The sequence below is a fragment of the Agromyces intestinalis genome (assembly GCF_008365295.1).
Classification (GTDB): domain Bacteria; phylum Actinomycetota; class Actinomycetes; order Actinomycetales; family Microbacteriaceae; genus Agromyces; species Agromyces intestinalis.
In genome coordinates, this window is sequence record NZ_CP043505.1 from 3,639,392 (window position 1) to 3,657,567 (window position 18,176).

Sequence of the window (18,176 nt, forward strand, 5' to 3'; positions counted from 1 at the left end):
GGCGCATGACCTCGTTCATCGCGCTCCTGCGCGGCGTCAACGTCGGCGGCATCACCATCCGGTCGGCCGAGCTGCGCGAACTGTTCGACGGGCTCGGATTCGAGGCGGTGCGCACGGTGCTCGCGAGCGCGAACGTCGCGTTCGAGAGTCCCAGAGCGGATGCCGCCGCGCTGAAGCGCGAGATCGAGGCCGCGCTCGCCGAGCGGTTCGGATACGACGCGTGGATCGTGCTCACCACGGCCGAGCACGTGCGCGCCGTGATCGACGCGTTCCCGTTCGACGCCGCCGATGCGTCGCGTCAGCCGTGGGTGGTGTTCGCGTCCGCGGCATCCGTACTCGACGAACTCGCGCGGGGCGAGGGCCTCGACCCGGCCGTCGACCCGATCGCGCGCGGCGATGGCGTCGTCTACTGGAACCCGGTGAAGGGCACGACCACCGACACGCCGTTCGCGAAGCTCCTGTCGCGGGCCCGGTTCACGCCGACGACCACGAATCGCAACCTGCGCACGCTGGCCAAGCTCGCCGGCTGAGTCCGCCCGCCTGCGCCGCCTCGCCGCCTCGCCCCGGGCGCCGCACCGCCCGCCGCCCCGACCGCCGCGCGGGGCCTGCCCTAGAATGGGTCGCCGGCGGGTGCACCCGCCACGACAGGATTCAGGAGCAGCATGTCCGGGCATTCCAAGTGGGCGACGACCAAGCACAAGAAGGCCGTCATCGACGCGCGCCGCGCGAAGTCGTTCGCGAAGCTCATCAAGAACATCGAGGTCGCGGCGAAGATGGGCGGCGCCGACCTGAACGGCAACCCGACCTTGTACGACGCGGTGCAGAAGGCCAAGAAGACCTCGGTGCCGAACGACAACATCGACCGTGCGATCAAGCGCGGCGCCGGCATCGGCGGCGAGGCGGTCGAGTACCAGTCGATCACCTACGAGGCCTACGGCCCGGCCGGCGTCGCTCTCATGGTCGAGGTGCTCACCGACAACAAGAACCGCGCCGCCGCCGAGGTGCGCACGGGCCTCAGCCGCAACGGCGGCACGCTCGCCGACCCGGGCTCGGTCGCCTACAACTTCACCCGCAAGGGCGTGATCGTGGTCTCGGGCGAGGGCACTACTGAAGACGACGTCATGATGGCGGCGCTCGAAGCCGGCGCCGAAGAGATCGAGCCGCACGCGCTCGGGTTCGAGGTCGTCACCGACCCCTCCGACCTGGTCCCGGTACGCAAGGCGCTGCAGGAGGCCGGGCTCGACTACGAGTCGGCCGACATCGAGTTCGTGCCGAACCTGAAGGTCGAGATCGACGCCGACACGGCCCGCAAGGTGTTCCGGCTCATCGATGCGCTCGAAGACAGCGACGACGTGCAGAACGTGTACTCGAACTTCGACCTGAGCCCCGAGGTGCAGGCCGAACTCGAGGCGGAGTAGGCCGATCGCCGTGCGGGTGCTGGGCGTGGATCCCGGGCTCACCCGCTGCGGTGTCGGCGTGGTCGACGTCGCCCCCGACCGCACGGCGACGCTCGTCGACGTGGTCGTGCTGCGGTCGCCGACCGACCTGTCGATCGAGCGCCGGCTTCGGCGCATCGCCGACGGCCTCGAGGCGGTCTTCGACGAGCATCGCCCGCAGGCGGTCGCGCTCGAGCGCGTCTTCGCGCGGTCGGATGTCTCGACCATTATGGGCACCGCGCAGATCTCGGGGGTGGCCATGCTCATCGCCGCGCGACGCGAACTGCCCGTCGCACTCCATACGCCGAGCGAGGTGAAGGCGGCGATCACCGGGTACGGCCGCGCCGACAAGAAGCAGGTCGGCACGATGGTCGCCCGCATCCTCGGCCTCGACGCCATGCCGAAGCCGGCCGACGCGGCGGACGCGCTGGCGCTCGCGATCTGCCACGCCTGGCGCACCGGCGGCGTCGCGGGCGCGGCGGTGCGGGATGCGGCCTCGGCCGGCCGCGTCGATGCGGATGCCCCTGGCCTGACGCCGGCGCAGCGCGCATGGATCGCCGCCGAGCGGTCCGCGGCGGTGTCGGGGGCCGCCCGTAGGGTGAAGGAGTGATCTCCTCCCTTCGCGGGCGCGTCCTCGCCGCGGCCGGCAGTTCCGTCGTCATCGACGTCGGCGGCGTCGGCTTCCACGTCAACACCACGCCGGCGCTCGCGCTCGCGAGCCGCGAGGGCGCCGAGCTCACGGTGCACACGTCGCTCGTCGTGCGCGACGACTCGCTCACGCTGTTCGGGTTCGCCGGCCGCGACGAGCTCGGCGTCTTCGAGCTGCTCATCGGCGTCACGGGCGTCGGTCCGAAATCCGCGCTCGGCGTGCTGTCGGCGCTCTCGCCCGACCAGGTCGCCGAGGCCGTGCACGCCGAGCACGATGCGGCGTTCCGCAAGGTCAGCGGCATCGGCCCGAAGACGGCCAAGCTCATCGTGCTGTCGCTCGCGGGCAAGCTCGCCCCGCCCACCGCGTCCCGTCCCGCCGCCGCACCGGTTGCGACCGGGGGCGTCGCCGACAGCGTGCTCGCCGCGCTCACCGGGCTCGGCTGGAGCGAGAAGCTCGCCGCCGATGCGGTCGAGCAGACGCTGGCCGAGGCATCCGAGGCCGACGCGGCGTCCGTACCCGCCCTGCTTCGGCTCGCACTCGGCCGGCTCGGCCCGGCCCAGGCCACCGGGAGGGTGCGATGACCGACGGCGCCGACGACCTCGATCTCGACCTCACCGACCCGGTGCTCGCCTCCGAGGCCGAGCTCGCGTTCGAGGGCGCGCTGCGACCGCGCTCGCTCGCCGAGTTCGTCGGGCAGTCCCGCGTGCGGGGGCAGCTGCAGCTGCTGCTGTCGGCGGCAGCGCTGCAGCAGCGCACACCCGATCACATCCTGCTCGCCGGCCCGCCCGGCCTCGGCAAGACCACCCTCGCGATGATCGTGGCGCACGAGGGCGGGCGGCCGCTGCGCATGTCGAGCGGGCCGGCGATCCAGCACGCCGGCGACCTCGCCGCCATCCTGTCGTCGCTCGTGCCGGGCGAGGTGCTGTTCATCGACGAGATCCACCGCATGGCGCGCTCGGCCGAAGAGATGCTGTACCTCGCGATGGAAGACTTCCGCATCGACATCATGGTGGGCAAGGGCGCCGGTGCGACGAGCGTTCCGCTCGACCTCGCACCGTTCACGCTCGTCGGGGCGACCACGCGGGCCGGCCTGCTGCCCAACCCGCTGCGCGACCGGTTCGGGTTCACCGCGCACCTCGAGTTCTACGACGAGGCAGAGCTCGAGCACGTGCTCACGCGGGCGGCGGGCATGCTCGGGCTTGCGATCGACGGCGACGCGGTCGCCGAGATCGCCGGTCGCTGCCGCGGCACGCCGCGCATCGCCAACCGGCTGCTGCGTCGCGTGCGCGACTACACGCTCGTGCATTCGGGCGGGTCCGAGCGCGCGCGGGCCGATCTCGAGAGGGTGCGGGCGGCACTCGACCTGTACGACGTCGACGCGCTGGGCCTCGACCGGCTCGACCGGGCGGTCATGGAGACGATCCTGACCCGCTTCGGCGGTGGTCCGGTCGGGCTCAACACACTGGCGGTATCGGTGGGCGAAGAGGCCGAGACGATCGAGGCGGTCGTCGAGCCGTTCCTGGTGCGCATCGGCCTGCTGACACGCACTCCGCGCGGCCGTGTCGCGACCCCCGCCGCGTGGCGGCACTTCGGGCGCCAGCCCGAGGCATCCGAAGTCGAAGCCGCCCTTCCGCTCGATGACCTATAATCCGTAGAGGCTCCGGCCCGTCCCGCTTTCAACTCCGTGCGCGAGCGCGCACATCGGAAGGTCTTCCCTCATGACGTTCGGCCCCTTTGAAATCATCATGCTCGCTGTGCTGGCGGTGCTGATCTTCTTCATGTTCCGCAACTCGCGCAAGCGCCAGGCCGAGGCGCGCGACCTGCAGTCGAAGGTGCAGCCGGGTGCGAAGGTGATGACCAACTTCGGCGTGTTCGGCACCATCCTCTCGATGGACGAGGAAGAGAACCAGGTGCTCGTCGAGACGACCCCCGGCACCGTGCTCACGGTGCACCGCCAGACCGTGGCGCGCGTGGTCGAGCCCGCCGACACCGAAGACGAGCCGGTGGCCGACCTCGAGAGCGAGCCCGAGTTCGGTGAGCGCGTCGAGCAGACCCCCGCCGACGACGCGCCCGAAGCCAAGAAGTCGGACGACTAAGCCCCCCACCCATCGACGCTCCGCCCGCGCGATGACGCGCGGGCTCCTGCAGAGAAAGCAGAACCGTGGCTGCACCCAAGAAGCGGTCGTCCCGACCGACGCCGGTCCGCAAGGCCTGGCGTTCCCTCACCTGGCTCGGCGTGATCATCGTCGGCCTCTTCGCGATCAACGCCGCCGGCGTGATCTGGGGCGGCGGATCGTGGACTCCGAAGCTCGCGCTCGACCTCGAGGGCGGCACCGAGATCATCCTCGCTCCGAAGCTGGAGGACGGCCAGTCCGCCTCGCAGGAGCAGCTCGACCAGGCCGTATCGATCATCCGCCAGCGCGTCGACGCGTCGGGTGTCGCCGAATCCGAGATCAACACCGAGGGATCGAACGTCGTCGTCCGCATCCCCGGTGAGCTCGACGACCAGACCCGCAGCCGCATCGAGCAGTCGTCGAAGCTCGAACTGCGCCCGGTGCTGCTGGCCACCGGCGCGACGAGTGCGACCGTCGCGCCGACCGAGACCCCCGCCGCAGAGGAGGAGCTCGAGTCGACCCCGACCGTCGAGCCGACCGACGGCAGCGACCCCAACTGGATCACGCCCGCACTGCAGAACGAGTTCGACACCTTCGACTGCTCGAGCATCGACGAGGGCGACGCGAGTGCTGCGCCCGCCGACCAGCCGCTCGTGACCTGCGACCGTACGGGCTCGATCAAGTACCTGCTCGGCCCCGTCGAGGTGAGCGGGGCGAACATCGTCGACGCGACCAACGGCACCGTCCAGACCTCCACGGGCGCCTCGACTGGCCAGTGGGCGGTCAACATCGTCTTCGACGACGAGGGCACACAGGACTTCGCGAAGGTCTCGACCCGTCTCTACGGTCTGAAGGGCGAGGCGCCGCGCGACCAGTTCGCGTTCGTGCTCGACGGCGCGGTCCTGTCGGCGCCGTCGATGAACGGCGTCATCACCGACGGTCGGCCCCAGATCACGGGCAGCTTCGACCAGGACACGTCCAAGGCGCTCGCCGACCAGCTGAAGTTCGGCGCGCTGCCGATCAGCTTCACGGTGCAGTCCTCCGACACCATCGCCCCGACGCTCGGTACCGCGCAGCTGCAGGCAGGCCTCATCGCGGGTCTCATCGGCCTGATCCTCGTCGTGATCTACACGGTGTTCCAGTACCGCGCGCTCGCCTCGGTGACGATCGCGTCGCTGATCATCGCCGGCGTCATCACCTACTTGATGATCACGATCCTGTCGTGGCGCGAGGGGTACCGGCTCTCGCTCGCGGGCGTCGCGGGCCTCATCGTCGCGATCGGCTTCACGGCCGACTCGTTCATCATCTACTTCGAACGCGTGAGAGACGAGTTGCGCGACGGTCGACCACTGGTCGGCGCGGTCGAGGCCGGCTGGAAGCGGGCCTTCCGCACGGTGCTCGCCTCGAAGGGCGTGAACCTGCTCGCGGCGATCGTGCTGTTCATCCTCGCCGTCGGCAGCGTGAAGGGCTTCGCCTACACCCTCGGTCTCACCACCGTCATCGACGTGGTGGTCGTGATCCTCTTCACCCACCCGATGCTGCAGTTGCTCGCCCAGACGCGGTTCTTCTCCAGTGGCAACCCGTGGTCGGGTCTCGACCCGAACGCGCTGGGCGCCGTGTACCGCGGGCGCGCGGAGTTCCGCAAGCCGAGCACGGTGCCGGCCCGCAAGGTCGCATCGAGCTCGAAGGAGGCGCAGAAGCGCCAGACGATCGCCGAGTGGAAGGCGGCCGCCGCTGTCGGTGCCGGCTCCGACGAGGGCAAGGAGTCCTGATGGCAAGCCGCCTCACCCAATTCGGCAACGACCTCTACACGGGCAAGCGCTCGTTCAACTTCGTCGGCGGGCGCAAGAAGTGGTACGCGATCGCGATCGCGATCATCATCGTGACCATCGCCATCCCGCTCGTGCGGGGCGTGAACTTCAGCATCGAGTTCCGCGGCGGTTCGCAGTTCCAGATCGCCGGCGTCGAGAACGCGGAGTCGCAGCCCGCGATCGACGCGGTGCACTCAGTCGTCCCCGACACCGAGGTGCGCGTCGCCATCGTCGGCGGCGACGGGGTGCGCGTGCAGACCGACCAGCTCGAGCAGAGCGAGTCGCACGAGGTGAGCTCCGCCCTCGCCGAGGCGTACGACGTGCCGGTCTCCGAGGTCACCTCGACCTTCATCGGCCCGAGCTGGGGCGCCGACGTCACGCGTCAGGCCATCGTGGGCCTCATCGCGTTCGTGCTGCTGGCCGCCCTCGTCATGGCGTTGTACTTCCGCACCTGGAAGATGTCGCTCGCGGCGATCATCGCGCTGCTCGGGGACCTCGTCGTCACGATCGGCATCTACGCGAGCGTCGGATTCGAGATCTCGCCTGCGGCGATGATCGGCATCCTGACCATCCTCAGTTACTCGCTGTACGACACGGTCGTGGTCTTCGACAAGATCCGCGAGAACACGGCCGAAGACGGTGAGGAGTCGCGACGCACGTTCGCCGAGTCGGTCAACCTCGCGGTGAATCAGACCCTCGTGCGTTCGATCAACACGAGCGTCGTGGCGGCGCTGCCGGTCGCGGCGATCCTCTTCATCGGCGCCGGTGCGCTCGGGGCCGACACGCTGCGCGACATCTCGCTCGCGCTGCTGATCGGCATCCTCGTCGGCACCTGGTCGACGGTGTTCATCGCGGCGCCGATGTACTCGCAGTTCCGCGAGGGCGAGCCGAAGATCCGTCGCCACGACGAGAAGGTCCTGAAGGAGCGCGAGCGCGCCACCGCAGCGGAGGCCCGCGAGGCGGTCGCCGTCGGATGACCTCGGCACGCTGCGCCTCCCGTCGCCTGAGATCGGCCCTCCGTCAGGAGCGGCGATAATGGAACGCGGGAGGTGCAGCGAGTGACCGAGACCACGGGGATCAACCAGACGGCGTCGCTGCGCCGCCTCGTGCCGCGGATCTTCTCCAAGGCACAGCCGTCTGGCGCGGTCGACACGCTGCTGCGAACCGTTCGGATGCATCATCCGAAGGCTGATCTCGCGCTCGTCGAACGGGCGTATCAGGTCGCCGATCGGGCGCACGCCGGCCAGACGCGCAAGAGCGGCGAGCCCTACATCACGCACCCCATCGCGGTCGCGCAGATCCTCGCCGACCTCGGCATCGGCTCGAAGACGGTGGCCGCGGCGCTGCTGCACGACACCGTCGAAGACACCGAGTACACGCTCGACCAGTTGCGCGCCGACTTCGGCGACGAGATCGCGATGCTCGTCGACGGCGTGACCAAGCTCGACAAGGTCAAGTACGGCGACTCGACCCAGGCCGAGACCGTCCGCAAGATGATCGTCGCGATGTCGAAAGACATCCGCGTGCTCATCATCAAGCTCGCGGATCGACTGCACAACGCCCGTACCTGGGGGTTCGTGCCCGCAGCGAACGCGGCACGCAAGGCGACCGAGACCCTCGAGATCTACGCGCCGCTCGCACACCGGCTCGGTATCCAGACCATCAAGTGGGAGCTCGAAGACCTCTCGTTCGCCGTGCTCTACCCGAAGCTCTACGCCGAGATCGAGAGCCTCGTCAAACAGCGCACGCCGCAGCGCGAAGAGTACGTGCAGTCGGTGATCGACCTGGTCGGCGACGATCTCAAGCAGGCGAAGATCCGCGGCAAGGTCGTCGGGCGCCCGAAGCAGTACTACTCGATCTACCAGAAGATGATCGTGCGCGGGCGCGAGTTCGACGAGATCTACGATCTCGTCGGCATCCGTGTGCTCGTGAACTCGGTGCGCGACTGCTATGCCGTGCTCGGCGCGATCCACGCCCGCTGGACCCCGGTTCCCGGCCGGTTCAAGGACTACATCGCCACGCCGAAGTTCAACCTCTACCAGTCGCTGCACACGACGGTGATCGGCCCGAAGGGGCGCGCGGTCGAGATCCAGATCCGCACCCACGACATGCACCAGCGGGCCGAGTACGGTGTCGCCGCGCACTGGAAGTACAAAGAGCGCGTGAACAACGGCCGCACCGACGACCGTTCGGCCGCGACCGAGACCGACATGGCGTGGCTCGCGCACATCTCCGACTGGCAGGCCGAGACGAGCGATCCGGGCGAGTTCCTCGACTCGCTGCGCTTCGAGATCGGCGCGAAGGAGGTCTACGTCTTCACGCCGAAGGGTCGGGTCATCGGGCTGCCCGCCGGTGCGACCCCGGTGGACTTCGCCTATGCGGTGCACACCGAGGTCGGCCACCGCACGATGGGAGCGAAGGTCAACGGCAGGCTCGTGCCGCTCGAGAGCGAGTTGACCAGCGGCGACGTCGTCGAGGTGTTCACCTCGAAGAACCCCGACTCGGGGCCCAGCCAGGACTGGCTCACGTTCGTCAAGAGCCCGCGCGCTCGCAATAAGATCCGCCAGTGGTTCACGAAGGAACGGCGCGACGAGGCCATCGAGCACGGCCGTGATGCGATCGCCCGCGCGATGCGCAAGCAGAACCTGCCGCTGCAGAAGCTGATGAGCCAGGAGTCGTTCGCCGAGGTCGCCGCGCAGCTGCGCTACGACGACGTCTCGTCGCTGTACGCGGCGGTCGGCGAGGGGCACGTCTCGACGCAGTCGGTGCTCGAGAAGGTCGTGGCGCTCGTGCGCGACGTCGACGAGACCGACGAGCCCGAGATCAACCTGCCGACGCGGGCTCGCGCGCTGCCTCGCACGAGCGACTCGGGCGTGCTGGTGCGCGGGGCTCCCGACATCCTCGTCAAGCTCGCCAGGTGCTGCACCCCGGTTCCCGGCGACGAGATCGTCGGCTTCATCACCCGTGGCTCGGGGGTGTCGGTGCACCAGGCCGGATGCCACAATGTGCAGTCGCTCATGCGCGAACCCGAGCGCATGATCGACGTCGAGTGGGCGCCGAGCTCGAAGAGCGTGTTCCTCGTGCAGATTCAGATCGAGGCGCTCGACCGCTCGGGCCTGCTGTCGGACGTGACACGGGTGCTCAGCGAGCACCACGTCAACATCCTGTCGGCGAACGTCTCGACATCGACTGACCGCCTCGCGCTCAGCCGCTTCGTCTTCGAGATGGGTGACACCACCCACCTCGACCGGGTGCTCAACGCCGTGCGTCGGATCGACGCCGTGTACGACGTCTACCGCGTCTCGGACGGCTGAGCCTGCCCGGTGACCGCGATCGCCCGCGCGGTCGCGAGTCGCTGGAGTGCGCGGAGCTTGCCCGGCAGACGAAAAGCCGACCGAAGGCGCTGCTCGGCCTCGTCGGCGAGGTCGAGGTCGTTCGCCAGCAGGGCGGCTGCCGCCTGCATCGCCCCACGCTCGTCGGGGCCGGCCTCGCGCACGAGGTCGAGCACCGTGCGAACCGGGCTCGTGCAGCGGATGCGCCCGGCGACCGTGACGATGTCGTGGTCGTCGATGACCACTTCGCGAAGCGAGTACTCGTGGCCGGCGCGCTGCGCCACACGGGCGTGCATCGGCACGCAGAACTGGGGCGGCTCGACTGGCGCGATGAGCGCCCCGAGGACCCAGGCCGCGGAGCGGCGCTCGGCGATGAGGTCGCGGTCGGCGCGCCGGGCGAGGATCTCTGCACGCAGGGCGGCGAGGTCGGGCTCGTCGATCGGCACCCACCCGCCGCCGAGCTGCACGAGCTCGCCGTCGATGCGGGCCGCGCAGAGCTCGGGAAGCGGCAGGTCGGAGACGCCGAGGACGGCGGGAAGTCGGGCCATCACCCCATCGTGGGGCACGTTGTGCGCGCCGAACGACGATGCGGGCCGCCTGTGGATGGCGGCCCGCATCGTCAGAGTGGTGGAGGAGTGCTCAGCCGCCGACGGCCTTGAGCCAGGCACGCCGGGCCTCGAGCGCCTCGCGAGCCTCGGCCACTGCCTTCGCGTCGCCGCGCGATTCGGCATCAGCCAGGTCGGCCTCGAGCTTGGCGATCGCGTCGTGGAGCTGCCCGAGCATGCCCTCGGATCGCGCCTTCTTCTCGGGATCCTCGCGCTCCCAGCGGGCGTCCTCGAGGCCGCGGACGTGGGCCTCGATCTTGCGCAGCCGATCTTCGACGACCCTGACCTGGTCGCGGGGAACACGCCCGATCTCGTCCCACCGGTCTTGAACGCGGGTGAGTGCGGCGCGAGCGGCCTTCGGGTCGGTCTGCTTCAACAGCGGCTCGGCATCGTCGAGCAGCGCGAGCTTCTGCTCGAGGTTGGCCCGGTACGCCTCGTCCTCGATGGCGTCGGCCTCGGCCTTGGCCTGGAACAGCACGTCGCCGGCGGCCTTGAACTTCGCCCACAGCGCGTCGTCGAGCTTCTTGCCGGCCCGGCCGGCAAGCTTCCACTCGTCGAGCAGCGCACGGTACTCGGCGACCGCGTCCGCCCCGCGCGGGGCGAGCGCCTCGGCACGCTCGATGAGCCGCTGCTTGCGAGCCCGAACGTCGCGGTGGGCGGCGTCGAGCTCGGCGAAGAACGCCTTGCGGTGGTGCTCGATGGTCGAGCGTGCAGCACGGAACCGCTTCCACAGCTCGTTCGCGTCGCCCTTGGGCAGGCGCGGGCCGTCCTGCTGGTGGCGCTGCCACCGCGTGAACAGCTCGTCGAGCTGCGCCGACGTCTGCTTCCACTGGGTCTTCGCGGGGTCTTGCGCGGCGAGCGCCTCGGCGGCCTCGACGATCGCCGTGCGTTCGGCGAGCGCCTCGGCCACGGCCGCCTTGGCTTCGGCCTGCTGCTGCTCGGTGAGCTCGGCCGTGGTGCCTGACAGCGACTCGAGTCGGCGGGCGAGGGCATCGAGGTCGCCGACCGCGTTGGCGCCGGCGACGGCGGTCTGCAGGTGGGCGACGGCCTTGGCGACGTCAGCGGCGGGTGCGCCGCGACGCACGCGCTGTTCGAGCAGGCTCACCTGACCGGCGAGGTCGGCGTACTTGCGCTGGAAGTAGGCGAGCGCCTCGTCTGCCGAGCCGTCGGGGAACTGGCCGACCTCGCGTTCGCCGTCGCTCGTGCGCACGAAGACGGTGCCCGTCTCGTCGACGCGGCCCCACGGTTGCTGGTCTGAATCGGTCACGGCTTCACCCTGTCGTGGTCGGTGCCGCGATCATCGCGGCGGCGTGTGCTCGACCAGCCTATTGCACGGTCGAACGCGGATCGGGCGGGCATTCGCGCCCGACGCGGGGCTGGCTCACTCGACGGTGAAGCCCGTGATGCGCACCTCGGTCGCCGGCGCGCCGTCGGCGGCTCCATCGGCCGTGCCGCCCGCGACGATGCCGCTGATGAGCTGGTCGAGCCCGCTCGTGACGTGGCCGATGACCGAGTACCCCCCGCTGTCGGTGGGCAGGGTCGAGTCCTGGTACACGATGAAGAACTGGCTGCCCTGGCTGTATTGGCTGGCGGCGCGCGCCATGGCGATCGTGCCGGCGGGGTAGACGCCGTCGGCCGGGGCGTTCTCGACCGGCCCGTACGAGTACCCGGGGCCGCCCGAGCCGTCGCCCGCCGGGTCGCCGCACTGCAGCACGAAGATGCCGTCGGTCGTCAGCCGGTGGCAGCTGACGCCGTCGTAGAAGCCCGACTGGGCGAGCGAGATCTCGCTGGAGACCGCCTGCGGTGCGGCTGCACCGTCGAGCTCGATGCCGAGCGGGATGTCGTTGAGCGTGAGCGTGCCCGTCCAGGTGCGCCCCTCGGCGATGTCGGCCGAGGGGACGTCGCCCTGGTTCTCGCCCTCGGGCTCGGGGGCCTCGGTGGGCTCGGTGGTGGGCGGCGTGCTGGGCTCGGCCTCCGGCGTGCCCGGTCCGCCGTTGAAGTAGAACAGCTGCGCGGCGACGGCGATGACCAGCACCACGACGAGCACTCCGCCGGCGATCAGGTTGTCACGCACCCGACGGCGCTGCTTGCGAGCGTGCACCTCTTGACGGGCCTGATAGGTGCGCAGGCGCGCTCGTTCTTCACGGGCCTGCCGGTCGCTCTGTGCCACGGTGCTCCTTCTCGCGGAATCCTGCCAGCAGACTCTACTTAAGCGCCGCCCGCCGGGCCAATCGCGCGTCGTGGTGCGACCTCGGTCGGCGGGGTGATGTCGGCGGCCCCGGTTACGCTTGGTGGCATGGTTCAGCACGGTCAGGGGCTGCGCTCGGGCGCGACCCCGCTCGCCGTGCGGATGCGTCCCACCAGCCTCGACGAGGTGGCCGGTCAACGGCACCTGCTCGGCCCGGGCTCGCCGCTCGTCGCACTCGCGGGCGATCGCGCGGGCACGAGCGGGTCGGTGTCGGTGATCCTCTGGGGGCCGCCGGGCACCGGCAAGACCACGCTCGCGCAGGCGATCGCGAGGTCGTCGGGCCGCAAGTTCGTCGAGCTGTCCGCCGTGAGCGCAGGAGTCCGCGATGTCCGGCAGGTCATGGAGGAGGCGCAGGCCTCCCGAGACCTCTACGGGCTGTCGACGGTGCTGTTCCTCGACGAGATCCACCGGTTCACGAAGGCCCAGCAAGACGCTCTGCTGCCGGGCGTCGAGAACGGCTGGGTGATCCTGGTCGCGGCCACGACCGAGAACCCGTCGTTCTCGGTGATCTCGCCGCTGCTTTCGCGGTCGCTGCTGCTGACGCTCGAGCCGCTCTCCGACGACGACCTCGGCATGCTCGTCGACCGCGCGCTGGTCGATCCGAGAGGGCTCGCCGACTCGGTCGAACTCGACCCCGAGGCGCGGCGTGCGATCGTGCGCCTGGCGTCGGGCGACGCGCGCCGGGCGCTCACCGCGCTCGAGGCCGCGGCGGTGTCGGCGGCCGGCGAGGCGGCAGCCGCGTCGCCGGTGGATGCGGATGTCACGGCAGAGACGGATGCCACGGCAGAGACGGATGCCACGGCAGAGACGGATGCCTCGCATGACGCCGCCGCTTCGGATGCACCGGACGACGCGGATGCCGCGGCCCACGCCGCCGCGGCCGAGCCGGCCCGGCCGCTGATCACGCCCGAGACCGTCGCACGCGCGGTCGACCGCGCGCTGCTGCGGTACGACCGCGACGGCGACGAGCACTACGACGTGATCAGCGCGTTCATCAAGAGCGTGCGGGGCAGCGACGTCGACGCCGCGCTGCACTACCTCGCGCGCATGATCGAGGCCGGCGAAGACCCGCGGTTCATCGCTCGGCGCATCATCGTGCTCGCCTCCGAAGACATCGGCATGGCCGACCCGGCGGCGCTCGGCGTCGCGGTAGCGGCCGCGCAGGCGGTGCAGCTCATCGGCATGCCGGAGGGGCGCATCCCGCTCGCCCAGGCCGTCGTGCATCTCGCGACGGCACCGAAGTCGAACGCCGCGTACCTCGGCATCGACCGGGCGATCGCCGACGTGCGCGAGGGGCGGCTCGGCCGAGTGCCCAAGCACCTGCGCGACGCCCACTACCCTGGCGCCAAGCGGCTCGGCCACGGCAAGGGGTACCGCTACCCCCACGACGACGCGATCGGGGTGGTGCCCCAGCAGTACCTGCCCGATCCGCTGCGCGACGCGGTCTACTACGAGCCCACCGAACACGGCAACGAACGCGAGATCTCCGCGCGGCTCGCGAAGCTGCGCCGCATCGTGCGCGGTCGCGACTGAACACGGCCCTGGCAGCGCGGGGGAGCATGATATGATCGTCGCTGGCCTGAAGCCAGAATCCCGCGTGCGGCTGCGCGGGTTCGACGGCGAATGGGTGCGATCTGTAGCCGATCGGCCCTTGGCGAATCCCTCTGACACAGACTTCCGGCGCGCCACGCGCCGAAGTTCCACTTGAGATTCTTCCGAAAGGACATTCGTGTCGAACCGCGCACGTAGCAAGACCCGCCTCTCCCGCGCCCTCGGCGTGGCCCTCACCCCGAAGGCCGCCCGCATCATGGAGAAGCGCCCGTACGGCCCCGGCGAGCACGGCCGCACCAAGCGCAAGGCCGACAGCGACTACGCCGTCCGCCTCCGCGAGAAGCAGCGCCTCCGCGCCCAGTACAACATCGGTGAGAAGCAGCTCCGCATCGCCTACAACGAGGCCAAGCGCGTCGACGGCCAGACGGGTGAGAACCTGGTCGAGCTGCTCGAGATGCGTCTCGACGCCCTCGTGCTGCGTGCCGGCTTCGCCCGCACCATCTCGCAGGCGCGTCAGTTCGTCGTGCACCGCCACATCCTCGTCGACGGCAAGATCGTCGACCGCCCCTCGTTCCGCGTGAAGCCGGGTCAGCACATCGGCGTCAAGCAGCGCTCCGAGGGCACCGAGCCCTTCCAGGTGGCTGCCGCCGGCGGTCACGTCGACGTGCTTCCCAAGACCCCGGGCTACCTCGAGGTCGAGCTCGACAAGCTGCAGGCGACCCTCGTGCGTCGCCCGAAGCGCGCCGAGGTCCCCGTGACCTGTGACGTGCAGCTGGTCGTCGAGTACTACGCCGCTCGATAACGCATTCGCGTCGCGCGCAGGGGTCACGGGTTCCGCCCGTGGCCCCTGTCTCGTCTGCGGGCGAGGTCGGTCGGGGCGACGCCCCCCCGGCGCGACTAGACTGACCCGAGGCCCGTGCCGACGCCGGGCGTGATCGATCAGGGAGCTTCCGTGAAGAGCGTGCTGTGGTTCATCGCCGGTGTCGCCGCCGGCTTCGTCGTCGCCCACCAGGTCAACCGCACCTCGAGCGGTCGCGAGTTCTTCTCGTCGGTCGATGCGAAGGCCAGGGCGTTCGGCAAGGCGATCGCCGAGGGGTACCACGAGCGCGACGCAGAGCTGCGCGCCGACGGGCCCGCCCCGCACTGACGCCACACCCGCCGACCCACCGCGTCGGCCCAGAACCATCCGCGCCCGGTCGGGCGCCGAACCCCGGAACGGAACCATGCAGACCGCCGAGATCAGCCGCCGCTACCTCGACTTCTTCGCCCAGCGCGGCCACACCATCGTGCCATCGGCGCCGCTCGTCTCCGATGACCCGACGCTGCTGTTCACGGTTGCCGGCATGGTGCCGTTCGTGCCGTACCTCACCGGCACCGTGCCGGCGCCGTTCCCGCGCGCCGCCGACGTGCAGAAGTGCATCCGCACCAACGACATCGAAGAGGTCGGCAAGACCGCCCGCCACGGCACGTTCTTCCAGATGCTCGGCAACTGGTCGTTCGGCGACTACTTCAAGGAAGGCGCGATCGAGTACGCCTGGGAGCTGCTCACGAGCCCCGAGTCATCCGGTGGCCTCGGCTTCGCCGAGCGCGATCTCTGGGTCACGGTCTACGAGACCGACGACGAGGCGGCGGCGCTCTGGCAGAAGATCGCCGGGCTGCCCGCCGAGCGGATCCAGCGTCTCGGCAAAGAGGACAACTACTGGCACACCGGCCAGCCCGGCCCGGGCGGGCCGTGCTCCGAGATCTACTTCGACCGCGGGCCCAAGTACGGCCGCGACGGCGGGCCCGCCGTCGACGACGACCGGTTCACCGAGATCTGGAACCTCGTGTTCATGCAGGAGCTCATCGCGAACGTCACCTCGAAGGTCGACTTCGACGTGGTGGGCCCGTTGCCCAAGAAGAACATCGACACCGGCATGGGGCTCGAGCGCGTCGCGTTCATCAAGCAGGGCGTCGAGAACATGTACGAGATCGACCAGGTGCGCCCGGTACTCGACCGCGCGTCCGAGCTGTCGGGGCGCCGCTACGGCGCCGAGCACGAAGACGACGTGCGCATGCGCATCATCGCCGACCACGTGCGCTCGTCGCTGATGCTGATGAGCGACGGCGTGACGCCGTCGAACGAGGGCCGCGGGTACATCCTGCGCCGACTCCTGCGCCGGAGCATCCGTGCGATGCGACTGCTCGGCGTCGACGGGCCGACGTTCCACGACCTCTTCGCCGCCTCACGCGACGCGATGAAGGTCGCGTACCCCGAGGTCGACCGCGGCTACGCGCACATCGAGCAGCTCGCGCTCGGCGAGGAGGAGACGTTCCTGCGCACGCTCGCGGGTGGCACCACCATCCTCGATGTCGCGGTGCAGAAGACGAAGGCGGCGGGTCGCGGCGAACTGGCGGGCGACACCGCGTTCCTCCTGCACGACACCTACGGGTTCCCGATCGAACTCACGCTCGAGATGGCCGACGAGGCGGGCCTCGCGGTCGACCGGGCGGCGTTCGACTCGCTGATGTCCGATCAGCGCGCTCGCGCGAAGGCCGATGCGAAGTCGAAGAAGAAGGTGCTCGCCGACCTGTCGGTCTACGGCGAGTTCCGCGCCAAGGGCGAGACGATCTTCACGGGCTACACGGATCTCACCACTGAGACGTCGGTGCTCGGCATCCTCGTCGAGGGTGCGCCCGCTCAGCGGGCGGTCGCCGGGCAGACGGCCGAGGTGATCCTCGCCGAGACCTCGCTCTACGCCGAGTCCGGCGGTCAGGCGCCCGATCAGGGCGCGATCGTCGGCGACGGATTCGAACTCGAGGTGCTCGACGTGCAAAAGCCCGTCGCAGGGCTCATCTCGCACACCGTGAAGGTCGTGCGCGGCGAGGTCGGCGTGGGGACTGCGGCGACCACCGTCGTCGATGCCGACTACCGCCGCGGGGCGACCCAGGCGCACTCGGGCACGCACCTCGTGCACGCCGCGCTGCGCCAGGTGCTCGGTCCGAACGCGCACCAGTCGGGGTCGTTCAACAAGGCCGGGTACCTGCGCCTCGACTACGGCTGGAACAAGACGCTCTCGCCCGAGACGCGCAGCGAGATCGAGGAGATCTCGAACAACGCGATCCGCGACAATCTCGAGGTCGTCACCCGCGAGATGCCGCTCGACGAGGCGCGCGAGCTCGGTGCGATGGCGTTGTTCGGCGAGAAGTACGGCGACGTCGTGCGCGTGGTCGACATCGGCGGCCCCTGGTCGCGCGAGCTGTGCGCCGGCACCCATGTCTCGACGAGCGCCGAGGTGGGCATGATCAACATCATCGGCGAGTCGTCGGTCGGCGCGTCGAACCGCCGTGTCGAGTCGCTCGTCGGCCTCGAGGCGTTCCGTCAGTTCGCCGCCGAGCGTGCGCTCGTGCAGCAGCTCACGCAGAACCTGAAGACGCGTCCCGACCAGCTCGTCGAGCGTGTCGGCGACCTCGTGCAGGGCCTGAAGGCCGCCGAGAAGAAGATCCAGGCCTTCGAGGCGCGCGCGCTGAGCGACCGCGTTCCGGCGCTCGCGGCGAACGCGGCTCGGGTCGGCGAGGTGCTGCTCGTCGCCGAGCACGTCGGCGCGCTGGGCTCGGGCGACGACCTGCGCTCGCTCGCGACCGCCGTGCGCGCACGGCTCGGCGACGTCGCATCCGTCGTTGCGCTCACGGCCGAGGTCGGCGGCAAGCCGCTCGCGATCGTCGCGACCTCGCCCGCCGCGCGCGATGCCGGCGCGAACGCGGGATCGCTCGCCAAGCGCATGGCCGGCGTGCTCGGCGGCGGAGGCGGCGGCAAGCCCGATCTGGCGCAGGGCGGCGGCACCGACGTGTCCGCAGTGCCCGCCGCGCTCGAGGCGGTGCGCGGCGAGCTCGGGCACTGAGTCGGAGCCGATGCGATGCGCCACGGAGTGAGGCTCGGCATCGATGTCGGGCGGGCGCGTATCGGCGTCGCACGAAGCGATGCCGGCGCGATCCTGGCCGTCCCGGTCGAGACGGTCGCCCGGGTCGCCGACGGTGCCGTGCAAGCGGGCGCCGATGTGCAGCGGATCCTCGAGATCGCCGATGAGCACGACGCGTTCGAGCTCGTGGTCGGCAACCCGCTCTCGCTGTCGGGGCAGTCGACGGCGTCGACCCACGACGCGGTGGCCTTCGCCGGGCGGCTCGCCGCGGCATCCGACCTGCCCGTCCGCCTCGTCGACGAACGCCTGTCGACGGTGAGCGCCCAGCGTGACCTGCGGGCAGCGGGGCGACCCGCCAAGCGGCAGCGTTCCGTCGTCGATCAGGCTGCGGCCGTTATCATTTTGCAACATGCCATCGACGCCGAGCGCGCGTCGGGCGACGCACCGGGCCGGCTGGTCCCGGCCGACGAAGGGCCCCCACCCACGTGACCCACCTTCCCCCCGACTCCGACGCGGCCGGCGACGGCGCCG

Annotated in this window: 17 protein-coding genes; 14 read left to right on the plus strand and 3 right to left on the minus strand. The window is 70.4% G+C overall.

Annotated features, from left to right (window positions below; all coding sequences use genetic code 11):
* The first annotated feature begins 5 nt into the window (after positions 1-5).
* From FLP10_RS16600 to FLP10_RS16640, 9 genes are all read left to right on the plus strand, one after another.
* Positions 6-530: a DUF1697 domain-containing protein gene (locus FLP10_RS16600; RefSeq protein ID WP_149161867.1), complete on the plus strand. Its 525-nt coding sequence runs from the start codon at positions 6-8 to the stop codon at positions 528-530.
* 132 nt (positions 531-662) lie between these two features.
* Positions 663-1,418 carry a YebC/PmpR family DNA-binding transcriptional regulator gene (locus FLP10_RS16605; RefSeq protein ID WP_149161868.1) on the plus strand — a complete coding sequence of 252 codons (756 nt, stop codon included), beginning with the start codon at positions 663-665 and terminating at the stop codon, positions 1,416-1,418.
* Between the two features lie 10 nt (positions 1,419-1,428).
* Positions 1,429-2,046: a crossover junction endodeoxyribonuclease RuvC gene (gene ruvC, locus FLP10_RS16610; RefSeq protein WP_210418433.1), complete on the plus strand. Its 618-nt coding sequence runs from the start codon at positions 1,429-1,431 to the stop codon at positions 2,044-2,046.
* Positions 2,043-2,666: a Holliday junction branch migration protein RuvA gene (gene ruvA / locus FLP10_RS16615; RefSeq protein ID WP_149161870.1), complete on the plus strand. Its 624-nt coding sequence runs from the start codon at positions 2,043-2,045 to the stop codon at positions 2,664-2,666. The genes ruvC and ruvA overlap by 4 nt, the downstream gene beginning before the upstream one ends.
* The gene (gene ruvB, locus FLP10_RS16620) at positions 2,663-3,733 is read left to right on the plus strand and encodes a Holliday junction branch migration DNA helicase RuvB (protein WP_149161871.1); all 1,071 of its coding nucleotides are present in this window, start codon (positions 2,663-2,665) and stop codon (positions 3,731-3,733) included. The genes ruvA and ruvB overlap by 4 nt, the downstream gene beginning before the upstream one ends.
* 97 nt (positions 3,734-3,830) lie before the next feature.
* A complete protein-coding gene (gene yajC / locus FLP10_RS16625; RefSeq protein WP_246150064.1) occupies positions 3,831-4,181 on the plus strand; it encodes a preprotein translocase subunit YajC in 351 nt (116 codons plus the stop codon).
* A 65-nt stretch (positions 4,182-4,246) separates the two neighbouring features.
* Positions 4,247-5,971, plus strand: coding sequence for a protein translocase subunit SecD (gene secD / locus FLP10_RS16630; RefSeq protein WP_246150065.1), 1,725 nt, complete (start codon positions 4,247-4,249; stop codon positions 5,969-5,971).
* Positions 5,971-6,987, plus strand: a complete 1,017-nt coding sequence (gene secF, locus FLP10_RS16635) for a protein translocase subunit SecF (RefSeq protein WP_149161873.1) — start codon at positions 5,971-5,973, stop codon at positions 6,985-6,987. The genes secD and secF overlap by 1 nt, the downstream gene beginning before the upstream one ends.
* Positions 6,988-7,068: 81 nt before the next feature.
* Positions 7,069-9,324, plus strand: coding sequence for a RelA/SpoT family protein (locus tag FLP10_RS16640; RefSeq protein ID WP_149161874.1), 2,256 nt, complete (start codon positions 7,069-7,071; stop codon positions 9,322-9,324).
* Here the strand turns inward: FLP10_RS16640 and FLP10_RS16645 are convergent.
* From FLP10_RS16645 to FLP10_RS16655, 3 genes are all read right to left on the minus strand, one after another.
* The gene (locus FLP10_RS16645; RefSeq protein ID WP_168209225.1) at positions 9,303-9,890 is read right to left on the minus strand and encodes a hypothetical protein; all 588 of its coding nucleotides are present in this window, start codon (positions 9,888-9,890) and stop codon (positions 9,303-9,305) included. The genes FLP10_RS16640 and FLP10_RS16645 overlap by 22 nt on opposite strands.
* A gap of 91 nt (positions 9,891-9,981) precedes the next feature.
* A complete protein-coding gene (locus FLP10_RS16650) occupies positions 9,982-11,214 on the minus strand; it encodes a DUF349 domain-containing protein (RefSeq protein WP_149161876.1) in 1,233 nt (410 codons plus the stop codon).
* A 114-nt stretch (positions 11,215-11,328) separates the two neighbouring features.
* Complete coding sequence (locus tag FLP10_RS16655) at positions 11,329-12,117, minus strand: peptidylprolyl isomerase (RefSeq protein WP_149161877.1); 789 nt, start codon at positions 12,115-12,117, stop codon at positions 11,329-11,331.
* 126 nt (positions 12,118-12,243) lie between these two features.
* Between FLP10_RS16655 and FLP10_RS16660 the strand changes: the two genes are divergently transcribed.
* From FLP10_RS16660 to ruvX, 5 genes are all read left to right on the plus strand, one after another.
* On the plus strand, positions 12,244-13,728 hold the full coding sequence (locus FLP10_RS16660; RefSeq protein ID WP_149161878.1) for a replication-associated recombination protein A: 1,485 nt from the start codon (positions 12,244-12,246) through the stop codon (positions 13,726-13,728).
* A gap of 196 nt (positions 13,729-13,924) precedes the next feature.
* A complete protein-coding gene (rpsD, locus tag FLP10_RS16665; RefSeq protein WP_149161879.1) occupies positions 13,925-14,548 on the plus strand; it encodes a 30S ribosomal protein S4 in 624 nt (207 codons plus the stop codon).
* Positions 14,549-14,698: 150 nt separating this feature from the next.
* The gene (locus tag FLP10_RS16670; protein WP_149161880.1) at positions 14,699-14,893 is read left to right on the plus strand and encodes a hypothetical protein; all 195 of its coding nucleotides are present in this window, start codon (positions 14,699-14,701) and stop codon (positions 14,891-14,893) included.
* A 76-nt stretch (positions 14,894-14,969) separates the two neighbouring features.
* On the plus strand, positions 14,970-17,627 hold the full coding sequence (gene alaS, locus FLP10_RS16675; protein ID WP_149161881.1) for an alanine--tRNA ligase: 2,658 nt from the start codon (positions 14,970-14,972) through the stop codon (positions 17,625-17,627).
* A 15-nt stretch (positions 17,628-17,642) separates the two neighbouring features.
* A complete protein-coding gene (gene ruvX, locus FLP10_RS16680; RefSeq protein WP_149161882.1) occupies positions 17,643-18,134 on the plus strand; it encodes a Holliday junction resolvase RuvX in 492 nt (163 codons plus the stop codon).
* The last annotated feature ends 42 nt before the right edge of the window (positions 18,135-18,176 follow it).

Excerpts from the sequence above, each read along its gene's own strand:
- FLP10_RS16605 (WP_149161868.1), top strand. The coding sequence starts at position 663 with ATGTCCGGGCATTCCAAGTGGGCGACGACCAAGCACAAGAAGGCCGTC.
- yajC (WP_246150064.1), top strand. The coding sequence starts at position 3,831 with ATGCTCGCTGTGCTGGCGGTGCTGATCTTCTTCATGTTCCGCAACTCG.
- ruvB (WP_149161871.1), top strand. The coding sequence starts at position 2,663 with ATGACCGACGGCGCCGACGACCTCGATCTCGACCTCACCGACCCGGTG.
- secF (WP_149161873.1), top strand. The coding sequence starts at position 5,971 with ATGGCAAGCCGCCTCACCCAATTCGGCAACGACCTCTACACGGGCAAG.
- alaS (WP_149161881.1), top strand. The coding sequence starts at position 14,970 with ATGCAGACCGCCGAGATCAGCCGCCGCTACCTCGACTTCTTCGCCCAG.
- FLP10_RS16600 (WP_149161867.1), top strand. The coding sequence starts at position 6 with ATGACCTCGTTCATCGCGCTCCTGCGCGGCGTCAACGTCGGCGGCATC.
- ruvX (WP_149161882.1), top strand. The coding sequence starts at position 17,643 with ATGCGCCACGGAGTGAGGCTCGGCATCGATGTCGGGCGGGCGCGTATC.
- FLP10_RS16660 (WP_149161878.1), top strand. The coding sequence starts at position 12,244 with ATGGTTCAGCACGGTCAGGGGCTGCGCTCGGGCGCGACCCCGCTCGCC.
- FLP10_RS16645 (WP_168209225.1), bottom strand. The coding sequence starts at position 9,890 with ATGGCCCGACTTCCCGCCGTCCTCGGCGTCTCCGACCTGCCGCTTCCC.